Source organism: Pseudomonas sp. GM_Psu_1 (assembly GCF_026544185.1).
Classification (GTDB): domain Bacteria; phylum Pseudomonadota; class Gammaproteobacteria; order Pseudomonadales; family Pseudomonadaceae; genus Chryseomonas; species Chryseomonas oryzihabitans.
Genome location: NZ_JALNUX010000008.1, coordinates 85,281 through 101,059 on the forward strand (window position 1 = coordinate 85,281; position 15,779 = coordinate 101,059).

The 15,779-nt window shown below is 66.0% G+C and carries 17 protein-coding genes; 3 read left to right on the plus strand and 14 right to left on the minus strand.

What is annotated here, in order from left to right; genetic code table 11:
* Positions 1 to 4 precede the first annotated feature (4 nt).
* On the plus strand, positions 5 to 172 hold the full coding sequence (locus tag OXS31_RS15170; protein ID WP_267400049.1) for a DUF2897 family protein: 168 nt from the start codon (positions 5 to 7) through the stop codon (positions 170 to 172).
* A gap of 62 nt (positions 173 to 234) precedes the next feature.
* Here the strand turns inward: OXS31_RS15170 and OXS31_RS15175 are convergent, their stop codons facing one another.
* The 5 genes from OXS31_RS15175 to OXS31_RS15195 all read right to left on the minus strand — a co-directional run bounded on the left by OXS31_RS15175 (position 235) and on the right by OXS31_RS15195 (position 5,427).
* The gene (locus tag OXS31_RS15175; protein ID WP_267400050.1) at positions 235 to 1,344 is read right to left on the minus strand and encodes a Gfo/Idh/MocA family oxidoreductase; all 1,110 of its coding nucleotides are present in this window, start codon (positions 1,342 to 1,344) and stop codon (positions 235 to 237) included.
* A 113-nt stretch (positions 1,345 to 1,457) separates the two neighbouring features.
* A complete protein-coding gene (locus OXS31_RS15180; RefSeq protein ID WP_232104454.1) occupies positions 1,458 to 1,988 on the minus strand; it encodes a hypothetical protein in 531 nt (176 codons plus the stop codon).
* A 106-nt stretch (positions 1,989 to 2,094) separates the two neighbouring features.
* On the minus strand, positions 2,095 to 3,528 hold the full coding sequence (locus OXS31_RS15185; protein WP_027601567.1) for a PLP-dependent aminotransferase family protein: 1,434 nt from the start codon (positions 3,526 to 3,528) through the stop codon (positions 2,095 to 2,097).
* A gap of 217 nt (positions 3,529 to 3,745) precedes the next feature.
* Positions 3,746 to 4,675 carry an FAD-binding protein gene (locus tag OXS31_RS15190; protein WP_044341732.1) on the minus strand — a complete coding sequence of 310 codons (930 nt, stop codon included), beginning with the start codon at positions 4,673 to 4,675 and terminating at the stop codon, positions 3,746 to 3,748.
* The gene (locus tag OXS31_RS15195; RefSeq protein WP_027599021.1) at positions 4,675 to 5,427 is read right to left on the minus strand and encodes an electron transfer flavoprotein subunit beta/FixA family protein; all 753 of its coding nucleotides are present in this window, start codon (positions 5,425 to 5,427) and stop codon (positions 4,675 to 4,677) included. The genes OXS31_RS15190 and OXS31_RS15195 overlap by 1 nt, the downstream gene beginning before the upstream one ends.
* Before the next feature lie 292 nt (positions 5,428 to 5,719).
* Here OXS31_RS15195 and OXS31_RS15200 point away from each other — a divergent pair, with 292 nt between their 5' ends.
* Complete coding sequence (locus OXS31_RS15200) at positions 5,720 to 7,369, plus strand: electron transfer flavoprotein-ubiquinone oxidoreductase (protein ID WP_181085274.1); 1,650 nt, start codon at positions 5,720 to 5,722, stop codon at positions 7,367 to 7,369.
* A 31-nt stretch (positions 7,370 to 7,400) separates the two neighbouring features.
* Here the strand turns inward: OXS31_RS15200 and OXS31_RS15205 are convergent, their stop codons facing one another.
* From OXS31_RS15205 to OXS31_RS15220, 4 genes are all read right to left on the minus strand, one after another.
* Positions 7,401 to 7,961: a DUF1285 domain-containing protein gene (locus OXS31_RS15205; RefSeq protein ID WP_027599023.1), complete on the minus strand. Its 561-nt coding sequence runs from the start codon at positions 7,959 to 7,961 to the stop codon at positions 7,401 to 7,403.
* An 11-nt stretch (positions 7,962 to 7,972) separates the two neighbouring features.
* On the minus strand, positions 7,973 to 8,587 hold the full coding sequence (locus OXS31_RS15210; RefSeq protein ID WP_115946467.1) for a DUF4823 domain-containing protein: 615 nt from the start codon (positions 8,585 to 8,587) through the stop codon (positions 7,973 to 7,975).
* An 87-nt stretch (positions 8,588 to 8,674) separates the two neighbouring features.
* On the minus strand, positions 8,675 to 9,643 hold the full coding sequence (locus OXS31_RS15215) for a radical SAM protein (protein WP_027599025.1): 969 nt from the start codon (positions 9,641 to 9,643) through the stop codon (positions 8,675 to 8,677).
* A 66-nt stretch (positions 9,644 to 9,709) separates the two neighbouring features.
* Entirely contained in the window at positions 9,710 to 10,351 is a 642-nt protein-coding gene (locus OXS31_RS15220; RefSeq protein ID WP_007160588.1) for a TetR/AcrR family transcriptional regulator, read from the minus strand.
* Between the two features lie 171 nt (positions 10,352 to 10,522).
* Here OXS31_RS15220 and OXS31_RS15225 point away from each other — a divergent pair, with 171 nt between their 5' ends.
* Positions 10,523 to 11,653, plus strand: a complete 1,131-nt coding sequence (locus OXS31_RS15225) for an aminotransferase class V-fold PLP-dependent enzyme (protein ID WP_074584622.1) — start codon at positions 10,523 to 10,525, stop codon at positions 11,651 to 11,653.
* A 221-nt stretch (positions 11,654 to 11,874) separates the two neighbouring features.
* Here OXS31_RS15225 and OXS31_RS15230 read toward each other — a convergent pair whose 3' ends face one another.
* The 5 genes from OXS31_RS15230 to mltG are packed head-to-tail and all read right to left on the minus strand — an operon-like array spanning position 11,875 to position 15,779.
* Positions 11,875 to 12,657 (minus strand): TatD family hydrolase, encoded by a 783-nt coding sequence (locus OXS31_RS15230; RefSeq protein ID WP_267400073.1) that lies wholly within the window; start codon positions 12,655 to 12,657, stop codon positions 11,875 to 11,877.
* 56 nt (positions 12,658 to 12,713) lie between these two features.
* Positions 12,714 to 13,070 carry a PilZ domain-containing protein gene (locus OXS31_RS15235; RefSeq protein WP_017641886.1) on the minus strand — a complete coding sequence of 119 codons (357 nt, stop codon included), beginning with the start codon at positions 13,068 to 13,070 and terminating at the stop codon, positions 12,714 to 12,716.
* A gap of 39 nt (positions 13,071 to 13,109) precedes the next feature.
* Positions 13,110 to 14,093, minus strand: coding sequence for a DNA polymerase III subunit delta' (locus tag OXS31_RS15240; protein WP_267400077.1), 984 nt, complete (start codon positions 14,091 to 14,093; stop codon positions 13,110 to 13,112).
* Positions 14,086 to 14,724 carry a dTMP kinase gene (tmk, locus tag OXS31_RS15245; protein WP_027599029.1) on the minus strand — a complete coding sequence of 213 codons (639 nt, stop codon included), beginning with the start codon at positions 14,722 to 14,724 and terminating at the stop codon, positions 14,086 to 14,088. The genes OXS31_RS15240 and tmk overlap by 8 nt, the downstream gene beginning before the upstream one ends.
* Positions 14,721 to 15,779, minus strand: a complete 1,059-nt coding sequence (gene mltG / locus OXS31_RS15250) for an endolytic transglycosylase MltG (protein WP_027601561.1) — start codon at positions 15,777 to 15,779, stop codon at positions 14,721 to 14,723. Before mltG ends, tmk begins: the two co-directional genes overlap by 4 nt.

Genomic DNA, 15,779 nt, shown 5'->3' on the forward strand with positions numbered 1-15,779 from the left:
ACAGATGCCCTGGTATGCCTGGTTGATCCTGCTGGTTGCCATCGGCTCGGTGGTCGGCAGCCTGCTCATGCTCAAGGACACGGCGCGCAAGGTGCCCTTGACCGACGAACAGAAAACCAAGATCCGGCAGCGCAATGCCGAGATGGACGCCAAGGAGGCCCAGGACCACTGATCGCGCGCCTCGGGCGTCCAGGCAGAGCCCTGTCACCCTCTGGGTGGCAGGGCTCTGTAGCATCAGGACTCCAGCGGTGCCTTGGTATTGACGTACTCCGGCACCTCCGCCAGTGGCAGGCTGCGCACCTGCTCACGGGTCGGTCCCTGACGCTTGGGCAGCGGTTCCAGGGATTGCGGCTGACCGCTTTCCAGGGCGCACTCGATGGCCGCCAGCACACGCACGTCGCGCCAGCCCTCCTCCCCGTCCATTTCCGGCTGCCGATCCTGCAGGATGCAATCGGAGAAATAGGCCGTCTCGCCGCCGAAGTGATCCACCACCGGCGCCTTGAATTCTTCGGTCTCTCCGTCCACGGTCAGGCGATAGCCGATGGCGACGCCTTCACCGAAGCCAAAGCACGGCGAGGCCTCGATCTCGCCCTTGCGACCGATCAGCTGGAAACGCTCGGTGTTGGGGCCGCTGAAACTGACGGTAAAGCTCGCCAGCCGTTCTTCAGGAAAGCGCAGGGTCACGGTCACGGCATCCCAGGTGGTGACGTCGCGCCCGGGTGTCCTTATCCCCACGGCACTGACTTCGATGGGCTCGTCAGCAAAGAGCGCCCGCACGGCATTGAGCGGATAGGGCCCCATGTCGGTGACGGGACCGGCCCAGAAGCCGCTCTGGGCGCGGTGGTTGGCCGTGTCGACCGGCTGGGTGAAGGTCGAGGTGAACAGGCGCGGATCGCCGATCTCGCCATTGCGCACCCGCTCGATCATCTCCACCGTGCCCGGCTCGCAGTGCAGTCGATAGGCGATCATCAACTTGGCGCCGGAGCGCGCGGCCGCGGCGTTGATCGCCTGGCATTCTTCCTCGCTGATGGCCATGGGCTTTTCCAGCAGGACATGGATACCGGCCTCCAGCGCCGGTACCGCGAACTCCAGATGGCGGAAGTTCGGCGTGGCCAGGTAGATGGCATCGATCTCGCCCGACGTGAGCAAGCTGGGAAATTCTTCGTAGCTGTAGCTCTTGAGGCCGTACTTGGCGGCCAGATCCCGCGCCTTGATGGGATCGCCGGTGACCAGGGCGGTCATCTCGGAATTGCTGGTCTGGCCGACCCCGGGCATGAAGGCGCCCTGGGAAATCCAGCCACCTGCTACCACTGCATAACGAATCTTGCCTGTTGCGCTGGGCATGGAACGCTCCCGAATCCAGGCAGACGACGTGTCCGCCACCTGAACTGTCGGCAAGCGTTGCGGCCAGGAAGTTCCGGACAGCCGTTCGACGACGGCACGGCGCCCGCGTCAGGCTAGCGGCGAAAGCGCAACTCGACTTCCGCGCCTTCGAAATCGTCGCTGCGATCCCGGCTGATCACCCGCCCGCCCAATTCGAAACGCCCGGGATCGTCCGCCTTGCGAAACAGCTGCGGCAGCAGACCCGCCTCGGCGACGCTGCTGTCGGCCTTGCCTGCGCCTAGGTGACGCGTGCTCACCGCCTGGGGCGTGGCCGCCTCTCCGGGTACGCTGAGATCGAGGGGATGGGCTGCAGCCGGTGCCGGCTTGGGCACGGCGGGCTTCTTGACCTGGCTGTTCTTCGCCAGGTCCTGCTTTTTCGGGGGCGGGGCCGGCAACACGAAGGCCTTGCCGGGCAGTGGATCCAGGCGGAAGGCGCGCAGATCGGCGGCGCTGCCCTGGGGCTCGGCGGCCACCGGCGGCTTCGGTGCCTCTGGCACTGGCGCTGGTGCGGGAGGCGTCTTGGCCGTGGCGGGCGGTGACTCGTTATCGCAGCCCGCCAACAGCAGGGTCACGGCCAGCGCCGTCGTTGCCAGGTATCCACGCATGGGCTCACCACACTCAGGGCATCGCGCCCGGAGTGGAGCACCAGGTGCGACAGGGTCAGTCTCTACAACCGACTCCGCCGCCCCACGGCGGGTTCCAGGCCTGCCGCTAGGCGGCCAGGGTTTCCTGGCAGAGCTGACGGGCGAGCAGGCCCAGGGTCATCAGCGCCCGCTGGGCATCGCGTCCCCAGGGCAGACCGCAATTGAGGCGGATGCAGTGATTGAACTGGTCGGTGTTGCTGAAGATCATGCCGGGCGCGATGCTCACCCCCTGATCCAGGGCACGCTGGTGCAGCAACCGGGTATCCACCCGCACCGGCAAACTGACCCAGAGGATGAAGCCGCCATTGGGCCGGCTCATCTGGGTACCCTCGGGGAAATGCTCCTGGATCGCCAGCTGGAAGGCGGTCATGTTGCGCCGGTATTCCTGGCGGATGGCGCGCAGGTGGCGGTCGTAACCGCCGTTCTCCAGATAGGCCGAGACGCCCATCTGGGTCACGCTGCAGGCGGAATGGGTGGTGAAGGTCTGCAGGCGGCAGATGTCTTCCTGGTAGGGCCCGGCCACCACCCAGCCGATGCGGACGCCCGGCGAGATGGTCTTGGAAAAGCTCGAGCAGTAGATCACCCGCCCCTGCTTGTCGAGGGCCTTGAGCGCCTTGGAACCACTGTCGTAGGTCAGCTCGCCATAGATGTCGTCCTCGACGATGGCGATGTTGCGCTCGGCGGCCAGCCTGAGCAGCTGCTTCTGCCGCGCCTCCGGCATGCTGCCGCCCAGGGGATTGCTCAGGCGGGCGGCCACTACCAGGGCCTTGACCGGCCACTGGCTCGCGGCCAGCTGCAGTGCTTCCACGCTGAGCCCGGTATCCGGATCGCAGGGGATCTCGATCACCTTGAGGCCCAGCACCTCGGCCAGTTGCAGCAGCCCGTAGTAGGACGGCGATTCGGTGGCGATCAGGTCGCCCGGCTTGGTCAGCACCCGCAGCGACATCTGCAGCGCATCCACGCAGCCATGGGTGATCACCACCTCTTCCGGCCCCACCACCACCCCCGCATCGCGCAGGCGAATGGCGACCTGGCGGCGCAGGGGCTCGTAGCCCGGACTGTGCAGGTAGGAAAAGGCCGCGCGGGCCTGGAAACGGGTCACCTTTGAAAGCTGCTGGTGCAGGGCCCGCAGCGGCAGATAGTCGGGCTGGGGTACCGCCATGCCCAGGGGGACCACGCCTTCCCGCCGTGATTCCGCCAGCACCTGGTTGATGATGCCGGCACGGGTCACCAGACTGGGCCGCTCCACCGTGGCGATGTCCGGCGTCGGCGCGGTCAGCGCCGGGGTCTGGTGCACATAGAAGCCCGACTGCGGCCGGGCGCGGATCAGCCCCTGGTCTTCCAGGGTGGCATAGGCCTGCAGGACGCTGGCATGACTGACGCCCAGCTGCTGACTCAGCTTGCGCACCGAAGGCACCCGTTCGCCGGGCTTGTAGACCCCCGTGCGGATGTCGTTCGCCAGTTGCTGGGCGATGCGCTGATAGAGCAACAGATTGGTCATGGCGTCTTCCTGGACGAAAGCGGAACAGTAGCAGGCTACCCTGAAGGTATACCGGTACAGCTAGGCCTGACCTTAACCCTTCCCTTCCCGGGGCGGCAATGTCCAAAAACGACAAGGAACCGGCGCACCCCGCCTTGACGCCAGGGGCTCTGCCAGAGGGCTTGCCGCGCCCATGAAAAAGCCCGCCAAGGGGCGGGCTCTTGCACGGGGGTGGGCCTCAGACGGCCTTTTCCAGCTCGGGGATCAATTCGAACAGGTCACCCACCAGGCCGTAGTCGGCCACCTGGAAGATCGGCGCCTCCTCGTCCTTGTTGATGGCGACGATCACCTTGGAGTCCTTCATGCCCGCCAGGTGCTGGATGGCACCGGAGATGCCCACCGCGATGTAGAGCTGCGGCGCGACGATCTTGCCGGTCTGGCCGACCTGCATGTCGTTGGGCACGAAGCCGGCGTCCACCGCGGCGCGCGAGGCACCCACGGCAGCGCCCAGCTTGTCCGCCAGGGCGTAGAGGATCTTGAAGTTGTCGCCGTTCTGCAGACCGCGACCACCGGAGACCACCACCTTGGCGGCGCCCAGCTCCGGACGGTCGGACTTGGCCAGCTCTTCGCCGACGAAGCTGGAGATGCCGGCGTCCTTTACCAGGCTCACGGCTTCGATGGCAGCGGAACCGCCCTCGGCGGCGACCGGATCGAAACCGGTGGCGCGCACGGTGATCACCTTGATCGGCGCCGTGGAGCGCACGGTGGCGATGGCGTTGCCGGCGTAGATCGGACGCTTGAAGGTGTCGGCGGATTCGACGGCGATGATCTCGGAGATCTGGTCGACGTCGAGCAGTGCGGCGACGCGCGGCAGGAAGTTCTTGCCATTGGTGCTGGCAGCGGCCAGGACGTGGCTGTAGTTGGCGGCCAGCTCGACCACCAGCGGCGCGACGTTTTCCGGCAGCTGGTGAGCGTAGGCGGCGTTGTCGGCCAGGAGCACCTTGCTGACACCGGCGACCTTGGCGGCGGCGTCGGCGACCGGCTGGGCATTCTGGCCGGCGACCAGCACATGGATATCGCCACCGATGGCCTGGGCCGCGGCGACGGTGTTCAGGGTAGCGCCGAAGAGGTTGGCGTTGTCGTGGTCGGCAATGACGAGAATGGCCATCAGATCACCTTCGCTTCGTTCTTGAGTTTTTCGACCAGTTCGGCCACGGACTTGACCTTGATGCCCGCCTGACGACCGGCCGGGGCTTCCACCTTGACCACCTCGTAGGAGGCCTTCACCGCCACGCCGAGGGCGTCCGGGGTCAGGGTTTCCAGCGGCTTCTTCTTGGCCTTCATGATGTTGGGCAGCGAGGCGTAGCGCGGCTCGTTGAGGCGCAGGTCGGTGGTCACCACCGCCGGCAGCTTGAGCGCCACGGTCTGCAGACCGCCATCGATCTCGCGGGTCACGTTGAGGCCGTCACCGGCCTGCTCCACCTTGGAGGCGAAGGTGCCCTGGGCGAAGCCGGTCAGGGCCGCCAGCATCTGGCCGGTCTGGTTGTTGTCGCTGTCGATGGCCTGCTTGCCCAGGATCACCAGCTGGGGCTGTTCCTTGTCCACCACGGCCTTGAGCAGCTTGGCAGTGGTCAGCGACGACAGCTCGGCAGTGCCGGTGTCGATCAGCACGGCGCGATCGGCGCCCAGTGCCAGGGCGGTACGCAGTTGCTCCTGCGCCTGGGCGGGACCCGCGGTCACGACCACGATCTCGCTGGCGATACCCTTTTCCTTCAGGCGCACCGCTTCTTCCACGGCGATCTCGCAGAAGGGGTTCATGGACATCTTGACGTTGGCCAGGTCGACACCGGTCTGGTCGGCCTTGACGCGGACCTTGACGTTGTAGTCCACCACGCGTTTGACAGCTACGAGAACCTTCATGAATCCCTCGATTTATTCTGGTGAATAAACAGGACGCCAAGGCGGCCTTGCGTTGGACACGACCCCTGCCGCTCCAACCTTGTTGCAAATTCTTCTTATGTTGACCTCCACGGCAGCAGGGGTCAACGCGACAGTCCGTCAGGGGCCAGTAACTCCCGAGTCTAACAGGCTTGCAGAAAATTTAAACAAACGTTTGAATGGGTGCCAGGGAGCACGCGGGATATAATGAAGTCTTTTGTTGCACCCCTACATAAATAACCAGATCGTAAGCTTTGCCTGAGGAGAGTGAGCCGTGGAACGCGAATACATGGAATTCGACGTGGTGATCGTCGGGGCCGGCCCCGCGGGCCTGTCCGCGGCCTGTCGTCTCAAGCAGCAGGCGGCCGAGAAAGGCCAGGAGATCAGCGTCTGCGTGGTCGAGAAAGGCTCCGAGGTCGGCGCCCACATTCTCTCCGGTGCGGTCTTCGAACCGCGCGCCCTGGACGAGCTCTTTCCCAACTGGAAGGAACTGGGCGCGCCCCTGAACACCCCGGTCAAGCGCGACGACATCTACCTGCTCAAGGACGAGCGTCAGGCGACCAAGGTACCGAATTTCTTCGTGCCCAAGCCCATGCACAACCAGGGCAACTACATCATCTCCCTGGGCAACCTCTGCCGCTGGCTGGGCCAGCAGGCCGAAGCCCTGGGCGTGGAGATCTATCCGGGCTTTGCCGCCCAGGAGCCGCTGATCGATGAGCACGGCGTGGTGCGCGGCATCATCACCGGCGACCTGGGCGTGGATCGCGAAGGCCAGCCCAAGGAGGGGGTCTACACCCCCGGCATGGAACTGCGCGGCAAGTACACCCTGTTCGCCGAGGGCTGCCGTGGCCATCTGGGCAAGCAGCTGGGCCAGAGATTCAAGCTCGGCGAAGGCGCCGATCCGCAGCACTACGGCATCGGCATCAAGGAGCTGTGGGAGATCGACCCGGCCAAGCACGAGCAGGGCCTGGTGATCCACACCTCCGGCTGGCCGCTGGACAAGGAGAACCCGGGGGGTTCCTTCCTCTATCACCTGGAAGACAATCAGGTGGTGGTCGGGCTGATCGTCGATCTGGCCTACAGCAATCCGCACCTCTCGCCCTATGACGAGTTCCAGCGCTACAAGCACCACCCGGTGGTGGCCCAGTACCTGGAAGGCGGCAAGCGCGTCTCCTACGGCGCCCGCGCCCTGGTCAAGGGCGGCCTTAATTCCCTGCCGAAGATGGTCTTTCCCGGTGGCGCCCTGATCGGCTGCGACCTGGGCACCTTGAACCCGGCCAAGATCAAGGGCAGCCATACCGCCATGAAGTCCGGCATGCTCGCCGCCGACGCCATTGTCGCCGCGCTGGCGGCCGGTCGCGAAGGTGATGAACTTCAGGGCTACGTCGATGGCTTCAAGGGCAGCTGGCTGCAGGAGGAACTCCATGCCAGCCGCAACTTCGGTCCGGCCATGCACAAGTTCGGTCCGCTGCTCGGCCCGGCCTTCGCCTTCGTCGAGCACAACCTGCTGGGGGGCGCCCTGCCCTTCACCCTGCACGATCGGCGCATGGACCACACCTGCCTGAAGAAGGCCGACGAGGCGCCACGCATCAGCTATCCCAAGCCGGATGGCAAGCTGAGCTTCGACAAGCTGTCCTCGGTGTTCCTCTCCAACACCAACCACGAGGAAGACCAGCCGGTTCACCTGAAGCTCAGGGATCCCTCGATTCCCATCGCGCAGAACCTGCCGCTGTATGACGAACCCGCCCAGCGCTACTGCCCGGCCGGCGTCTACGAGGTGGTCCGCGATGGCGGCGAGCCGCGCTTCCAGATCAATGCCCAGAACTGCGTCCACTGCAAGACCTGCGACATCAAGGACCCGGCGCAGAACATCACCTGGGTGGCGCCGGAAGGCAGCGGGGGCCCCAACTACCCCAACATGTAAGCGTAAAAAAGGGCCCCGAGGGGCCCTTTCTTCATTCAGCGGGCGCTACGGGAAAGAAGCTGCCACGGCTCCAGAGACCGAGCCAGGAACGGCCCTCGTGGTCACTCTCCTCGACCCTCTCCATCAGCCGGTAGAACACCGCCCGATTGAGCCGCGCCTCCAGACCGCCACGCACCCGCACATAGGGTGCCGGCTGGTCATCCTGCTCCTCGAAGCGCAATGGATGTTCGGCATCGACGGCGACCCTGTCGCCCACGTTCGTAACCAGATCCAGGGTCTGCTCCTGGCCACTGCCACGCCATTCGACGTCCACGGCCAGAAAGGGTGCGTCTTCCACCTGGATGCCCACGCATTCCACTGGCGTCACCAGTACGAAGCGCTCGGGATCGCGGCGCAGGATGGTGGAAAACAGCCGCACCATGGCCGGTCGGGTGATGGGGGTGCCCTGGTGATACCAGGTGCCGTCCCGGGCGATGCGCATGTCGATGTCGCCGCAGAAGGGCGGATGCCAGAGCTCCACGGGCGGCAGCCGGCCCTCTTCCGCAGCTGGCAACTGCGCCAGCAGGTTGCGCGTCACATCGACCTGGCTCACGTCCTTCTCCTCTAGCGGCTGCCCAACCCCAGCAGGCGTTGAGCGTATTGGTTGAGCGCGGGTCCGAGCAGGTCTTCCGGACGCTCGTCATAGAACGTCAGGAAGCCGCCACGACTGCGGATCCGCGCCGTGTCCACCAGGCGGAAGGTGGCGACCTCCACCAGCATCATCTGCACGACGCTACGATCGCGCCCTACCCGGCCGATGTCGTCCTGGTCTTCCCACTCTTCCCAAGTCCCGATGCGATCGTCCGCACCGGCGAAGCGGGTGTAGAGCACATAGTGGGCCCCAAGCTGGCGGGCCTTGGCCATGGCCTCGTCGAAGCCCTCCGGCTTGTCCGCCCGACGCACCCGGGGGAAATACTCCACGAAGCCCTTGAAGGCCTCTTCCGCCACCACGTTCGGGCGGGCATAGGGATGGCCGAGGGGCACGAAGGCGCCCTGGGCTATGTAGATGTAGGAGTCGGCCTGCAGCCGAAAGTTGTTCAGCCGCTGGGTCTTGCTGTAGTCGAGCAGCCCCGCATCGCGCAGGTGGTACTCGACCCCGGACGCCATGTCGCTGACGTTCATGCAGCCACCCAGAGCGGCCAGCAGCACGGAAATGAACAGAAAACGCAGTGTGACCATGGAAAGCAGACCCCTGTCCGGCGCCAAGTTGCCGTCGATACAAGGGCCTTAGCAGCTTTCGCGCCAGCTTGGGGCGCAGCGGGTAGATCAGCCGCCGATGATCTTCATGACGGTCACGCCCCCCGAGAAGGCCACGTCCTGCTTGTCGCCCAGGGCCTTGACCAGCAGCCGCTGCAACGCCGGCAGCGCCAGGTGCCGCGGCTTGTCCAGCAGATCGCCGACATAGTGGCGGTTGCTCGACGACAGGCAGCCGTGCAGCCAGCCCGTGGACGACAGCCGCAGTCGCGAGCAGGTCCGGCAGAAGGGCACGCTTTCATTGGCGATGACGCCGAAATGCCCGCCCGACTCGACGCGATAGCGCAGCGCGGTGGAGTCCACCGGCGCATCGGCCTGCACATAGGCGTGGCGCGAGCCGATGATCTCCAGCAACTCGGCCAGGGAGACCAACTGGTTGTTGAACGCGACCGGATCCTTCGCCAGGTGGCCCATGCGCATCAGCTCGATGAATCTGAGTTCGAAGCCGCGCTCCAGGCAGTAGTCCAGCAACGGCAGCACCTGATCGAGATTCTGGCCACGCAGGGGCACCATGTTGAGCTTGATCTTGAGACCGGCCGCACGGGCCGCTTCGAGTCCGGCCAGCACCGTGGCCAGATCGCCCCCCCGCGCCAGACGCGGAAAGGCCTCGGCATCGAGGGTATCCAGGGAGACGTTGAGCCGGCGGATGCCGTGGTCGATGAGGAAATCCAGCTTGCGCGGCAGCAGCTGACCATTGGTGGTCAGGCTGATGTCCTTGAGACCGAGCTGGGAAACGCGGGCGAGAAAGGGTTCCAGCCGCGGCGTGACCAGGGGTTCGCCCCCGGTGATGCGCAGCCGTTCGATACCGGCGGCATCGATGAGGTATTCCACGCCCCGTGCCATGGTTTCGGCACTGAGTTCGTCCTGCGCAGCCACGAGCCGCTTGCCGTTGGGCACGCAGTACGTACAGGCATAGTTGCAGGCCGCCGTGAGGCTGATCCGCAAGTTGCGAAACGCCCTACCCTGGCGGTCAACGATCATCTTTGGGGTTACTCCAGTGGGACAAGAGAAAAGGGATGGCGCGGCATCCCTCGCCTCTATCGGACCCTAGGATCGGACAGGCGTTTCGACGTCTCGCTTGCGTCGGTTGCCCATGCGAACGCCGATCTCCATGAGGAACTGGAAGAAGCCTTCCTGATCCTCCAGCACGTCGCGCCAGAACGGCGAATGGTAAAGGGCCACGGCGCCGTGCACCAGCGCCCAGGCAGCACAGTAGTGGAAATAGGGCGGCACGTCCTCGAGCTTGCCTTCGTCGATGCGGCCTTCGATCAGGCTGGTCAGCCGCTGGAAGTTGGAGGTGCGGATGCTGTGCAGCTGCTCGACCAGTTCGGGCACCTGCCGCGTCTTGACCACCTTCTCCTCGAGGCGATCGAACAGGCGGTAGCGCTGCGGATCGCTCATGCGGAATTCGAAATAGGCGCGGGAGAGCGCTTCGCGGTCGCGGGCAACGTTGTCCGACTGGAACAGCTCGGCCAGGTCCCGTTCGTAATCCAGCATCAGCCGCAGATAGATCTCGGCCTTGGAATTGAAGTGCTTGTAGATGGTGCCTTTGCCGATACCGACCGCCTCGGCAATCATCTCGACGGTGACGCTGTCTTCTCCTTCGGAGAGAAACAGCTGCAGGGCGGTATCGAGGATTTCCTGTTCGCGGCGACGGAACTCGCGGACTTTGCGGGATTCTTTCTGCATGGCAGCCCACTTGTTGTTTTGAAAAGGGATAGGGCCTTCGAATCGCCAGTCACCCCTCGGCATACCGGCACTTCGTCACACCTTGGGCGAGCTGCACCGAAAGCATCGGTGAACCGCGCGGGCGCGCCCCTTATTATGCCCCATCACACCCAGATTGTACGGATCGAGTCAATGTCTTCCTGGAAGCACGAATTCCCTCAGGCCTACGCCATGAGATACCTCAACCACGCGGCCGTGGCCCCGTGGCCCAAGCGCGCCGCGCAGGCCGTCACCGAATTCGCCGCCGAAAACTGCCAGTACGGTGCGCGCAACTATCCGACCTGGCTGGTCATGGAACAGCGCCTGCGCGAGCGCCTGACCCGCCTGCTCAATGCGCCGTCCAGCAGCGACATCGCCCTGGTGAAGAATACCTCCGAGGCTCTCTCCTTCGTCGCCTTCGGCCTCGACTGGCAGAGCGGCGACCAGGTGGTGATCAGCGACGAGGAGTTCCCCTCCAACCGGGTGGTCTGGGAAGCCCTGGCGCGCTTTGGCGTCGAGGTGGTGGAAGTCGGCCTGGGTGACACCCCCGAGGCCAATCTGTTGGCCGCCTGCGGTCCGCGCACCCGCCTGATGGCCATCAGCGCCGTGCAGTACGCCAGCGGCCTGCGCCTGGACCTGCCCCAGCTGGGCCAGGGCTGCGACGCCAAGGGCGTGCTGCTGTGCGTCGATGCCATCCAGCAACTGGGCGCCCTGCCCTTCGATGCCCAGGCCTGCAACTGCGCCTTCGCCATGGCCGACGGCCACAAGTGGATGCTCGGCCCGGAAGGCCTGGGGGTGTTCTATTGCCGCGCCGATCTGCGCGAGCAGCTGAAGCTGCACGAATACGGCTGGCACATGCTGGACAACGCCGGCGACTACAGCCAGCGCGAATGGCAACCGGCCAAGACGGCGATGCGCTTCGAGTGCGGCAGCCCGAACATGCTTGGCGCGGTGGCCCTGGAGGCGAGTCTGTCGCTGCTGGAAGATGCCGGCATGGAACAGGTGGGCAAAGACCTGCTGGCACGGATCGAACTGCTCGACAGCCATATCCGCGGTCTCCCCGGTGCCGTCCTGCATTCACCGGTCACTGCCGAGCGCCGCTCGGGCATCCTCACCTTCTCGCTCGAGGGCTGGGACAATCGGCAGCTGTTCGAGCGACTCAAGACCGCCGACGTGGTCTGCGCCCAGCGCGGTCCGGGCATCCGCCTGTCGCCGCATTTCTATACCAGCGAGCACGTGCTGGAGCAGACGCTGGATCTGATCGGGGCGCTGGCACGCTTCTAAGGTAAGGGCCTGAAAGGCCCGAGATAGCCAGTGTCGGGGCAGCGCTATTCCAAAACTGTTTAAAAAACGTCCAATCCCGACTGGACCTTTCCGCGAGCTGGCCAATACTCAAGTGACTGGCCGCGTCGACCCCCGCGGCGCGGGCCAGGGAGGCGGCTCTCCGTCTGGGCGAACCGCTGGTCCGGCCCGGGTATCCCAGGATACCCGGGCCATTTTTTTGCCTACAGGGTGGCGCGGGGAAACAGCCGGCGAAAGTTGGCGGTGGTCTGCTCGGCGAGGGTTTCCAGGGTCACCCCGCGCACGTCGGCCAGGCACTGGGCGACCTCGACCACGAATTGCGGCAGGTTGGCCTTGCCGCGGTGGGGCACCGGCGCCAGATAGGGCGAATCGGTTTCCACCAGCAGGCGATCGGCCGGTACCTGGCGCGCGACGTCGCGCAGATCGGCGGCATTGCGAAAGGTCAGGATGCCGGAAAAGGAGATGTAGAAGCCCAGGTCCAGCGCCGCCTTGGCCGTTGCCCAGTCCTCGGTGAAGCAGTGCAGCACCCCGGCGCCCGGCAGGTCGGCGGCGCCCAGCATGGCCAGGGTGTCGGCGCGCGCCTCGCGGGTATGGATCACCAGCGGCAGCCCCGTGCGCCGCGCCGCCTCGAGGTGCAGGCCGAAGGAGCGCTGCTGGATCTCGGCGGTGTTGGGCTGGTAGTGATAGTCGAGGCCGGTCTCGCCGATGGCGGCGACGCGCGGATGGGCCAGCCGCGCCAGCAGCCAGTCGAGATCGATGGCGCTGCCCTGGGCGGCATCCAGCGGATGGATGCCCACGGCACAGTGGACGTCGGCATAGCGTTCGGCCAGGGCCTGCACCGTGGGGGCATTGCCGGCATCGACGCCGATGCAGAGGAACTGGCTGACACCCCGGGCGCGCGCGGCATCGAGCGCTGCATCCAGGGAGCCGTCATGAAGGGAAAGATCGAGTCGATCCAGGTGACAGTGGGAGTCGACGAAGTGCACGGGAAATAGCCTTGAATCAGCAGCGACGCCCCGCCCCGAGCGGGACGGCGCAGGCATCACATGGTATGGGTGGGACGGTCCGACTTCAGCGAGCCGGCCAGATAGGTTTCGATCTTGTTGCGCGCGGTGTTGTCGCCTTCGTTGAACTGCACGCCGACCCCGGCGGCTCTGTTGCCCTGGGCGCCCTTGGGCGTGATCCAGACCACCTTGCCAGCGACCGGGATCTTGTCCGGCTCGTCCATCAGGTTGAGCAGCATGAAGACCTCGTCGCCGAGCTTGTAGGTCTTGCCGGTCGGGATGAACAGGCCACCGTTGCGGATGAAGGGCATGTAGGCGGCGTAGAGCACTGACTTGTCCTTGATGGTGAGGGACAGGATGCCATTACGGGGGCCCAGGTTCTGCGGCAAACTCATGAGATTCTCTCGACACAGGCAAGACGGACGCGCGGATCGCTAGCGTCCGGGCACCAGACCGGCCCAGCGGATCAACAGCGATTCCAGCAACAATACGCGGTTGAGGTTGGCTTTGCCCAGCACCTTCTGCCGCTCGGCATGCAGCCATTCCTGTAGGGCCAGCACCTCGTGCGGCGCGCTCTTCTCCGCCAGATAACCCAGCACCTTGGCCATGTCCGGCGCAGCCTCGGCATCGGCGCCACCCCACTGCTGGCGCAGGACACCATGGGTCCATTCGCAGAACCAGTCGAGCAGCAGCGGCAGGGGCACGGCATTCCAGCTCTCGGCCAGCTGACTGGGCGCCGCCTGGCGCTTGAGCAGGCGCTTGACCCCCTCCACCACCAGGGCCCGGCGGGCCAGCACGTCCTCGCCATGCAGACGCAGGGCCGCCAGCGGCGAGCCGCCGGCCAGCACCAGCAACTGGGTACGGACCTCCGCCTCGAGGTTCGGCAGACGCTCGCCCAGCCAGGCGAGACTTTCGGCCCGCGAGGGCACCGGACAGGCCTGTTGCACGCAGCGACTGCGCACGGTGGGCAGCAGGCGGCTCGGCTGGTGGCTCACCAGCAGCAGCACGGTAGCGCCCGAGGGCTCTTCCAGGCTCTTGAGCAGGGCGTTGGCGGCATTGAGGTTCATCGCCTCGACCGGCTCCAGCAGGATCAGCTTGCGCCCGCCCAGCTGGGCGGTCTGGGAGACGAAGTCCACCAGGCCGCGGATCTGATCAACGCGAATGGGCTTTTCAGCCTCTTCCGGCTGGATCACGCAGTAATCGGGATGGGTCCCCGCCCTGAGCAGGGCGCAGGCCTTGCACTGGCCGCAGGCGGCAGCGCCCTGGGGCGCCTGGCACAGCAGCAGCGCGGCCAGGCGCTCGGCCAGGTCGCGCTTGCCGATGCCGCGCGGGCCATGCAGCAGATAGGCATGGGGATGCTGTCGCCGGGGCCAGATCCGCGCCCAGAGCTCCTCCTGCCAGGGATAGACGTCAGCCACCTGGCGTCGGCTCCAGGGTGGCGACCAGGGCGCGCAGCTCCGCCTGCACCTCGGCCAGACTGCGCGAGGCATCGATCAGGCGATAGCGCGCCGGCACGGCCTGGGCACGGTCCAGGTAGGTCTGGCGCACCGCCTCGAAGAAGGCGCGCTGCTCCTGTTCGAAACGATCCAGGGCGCCGCGTCGGGCTGCCCGCGCCAGGCCGATCTCCACCGGCAAGTCGAAGACCAGGGTCAGGTCGGGTTGCAGGTCGCCCAGCACGAAGGCTTCCAGGGTGGCGATGCGTTCCACGGGCACACCGCGGCCGCCGCCCTGATAGGCATAGGTCGCATCGACGAAACGATCGCAGAGCACCAGGGCACCGCGCGCCAGGGCGGGCCGGACGACCTGGGCCAGGTGCTGGGCGCGGGCGGCGAACATCAGCAGCAATTCGGTATCCACCGCCATGGGCTCGGCGGCCGGCGCCAGCAGGATCTCGCGGATGCGCTCGGCCAGTGGCGTGCCGCCCGGCTCACGGGTCAGCACCACCTCGCGCCCACCGCTGCCGAGGAGTTCGGCGAGATAGTCGCGGTTGGTGCTCTTGCCCGCGCCCTCGGGGCCTTCGAGGGTGATGAACAGGCCGTTTGCCGTCATGGGGTTTCCTTGCTGTCGGGCGTCTGCGGGGCGGGACTGGAGCGGTAGTCGGAGCGCCGCTTGAGCTGGAAGTCGCGGACCGCCTGGTTGTGCGCCTCCAGGTCCTTGGAAAAGACATGGCTGCCGTCGCCACGGGCGACGAAATACAGGCTGTCGCCGTCCTTGGGATGCAGCGCCGCATGGATGGCCTCGCGACCGGGCATGGCGATCGGCGTCGGCGGTAGTCCCGCGTTGAGATAGGTGTTGTAGGGCGAGGGCTCGCGCAGATCGGCGCGGGTGATGCGGCCGTTGTAACGCTCGCCCATGCCGTAGATCACCGTGGGATCGGTCTGCAGCAGCATGCCGGCCGCCAGGCGACGCACGAAGACCCCGGCGATCTCGTCGCGCTCCTCGGGCACGCCGGTCTCCTTCTCCACCAGCGAAGCCATGATCAGCGCCTGGTAGGCGTCCTTGTAGGGCACCGCGGGATCGCGTGCCTCCCACTCCTGATCGAGCACGGCCTGCAGGCGCTGGTTGGCCTGACGCAACAGATCGGATTCGCGCTGGCCCTTCACATAGCGATAGGTATCGGGAAAAAAACGCCCCTCGGGGTGCTGGCCGTCCAGGCCCAGGCGCTTCATCAGAGCGGCATCGTCCAGCTCGGCGGTGTCATGCTCGAGCTTGGGCTGCCGCGCCAGGGCGGCGCGTACCTGACGGACATTCCAGCCTTCCACCAGGGTGAGGCCGTACTGCACCACGTCGCCCTTGCGCCAGAGGCTGAACAACTGCTCCACCGTCATGCCGGGGGTCAGGCGGTATTCACCGCTGTGCAGCGTCTGCCCGGCCAGATTGAAGCGCCAGTAAAGGCGCAGCCAGAAGGCGCCGTCGAGCACGCCCTGCTCTTCCAGGCGCAGCAGGCTGCCGCCCGGGGTCGCGCCCTTGGGGATCTCGATCAGTTGCTCGCCGTCGACCTTCAGCGGCTGAGTCAGCGCCTGGTGCTGGCGCCAACCGGCCAGGACCAGCAGCAGGCCGCCAGCGGCCAGCAGCGCCGTAAGCAGAGCTCTCGCCTTGCGCAT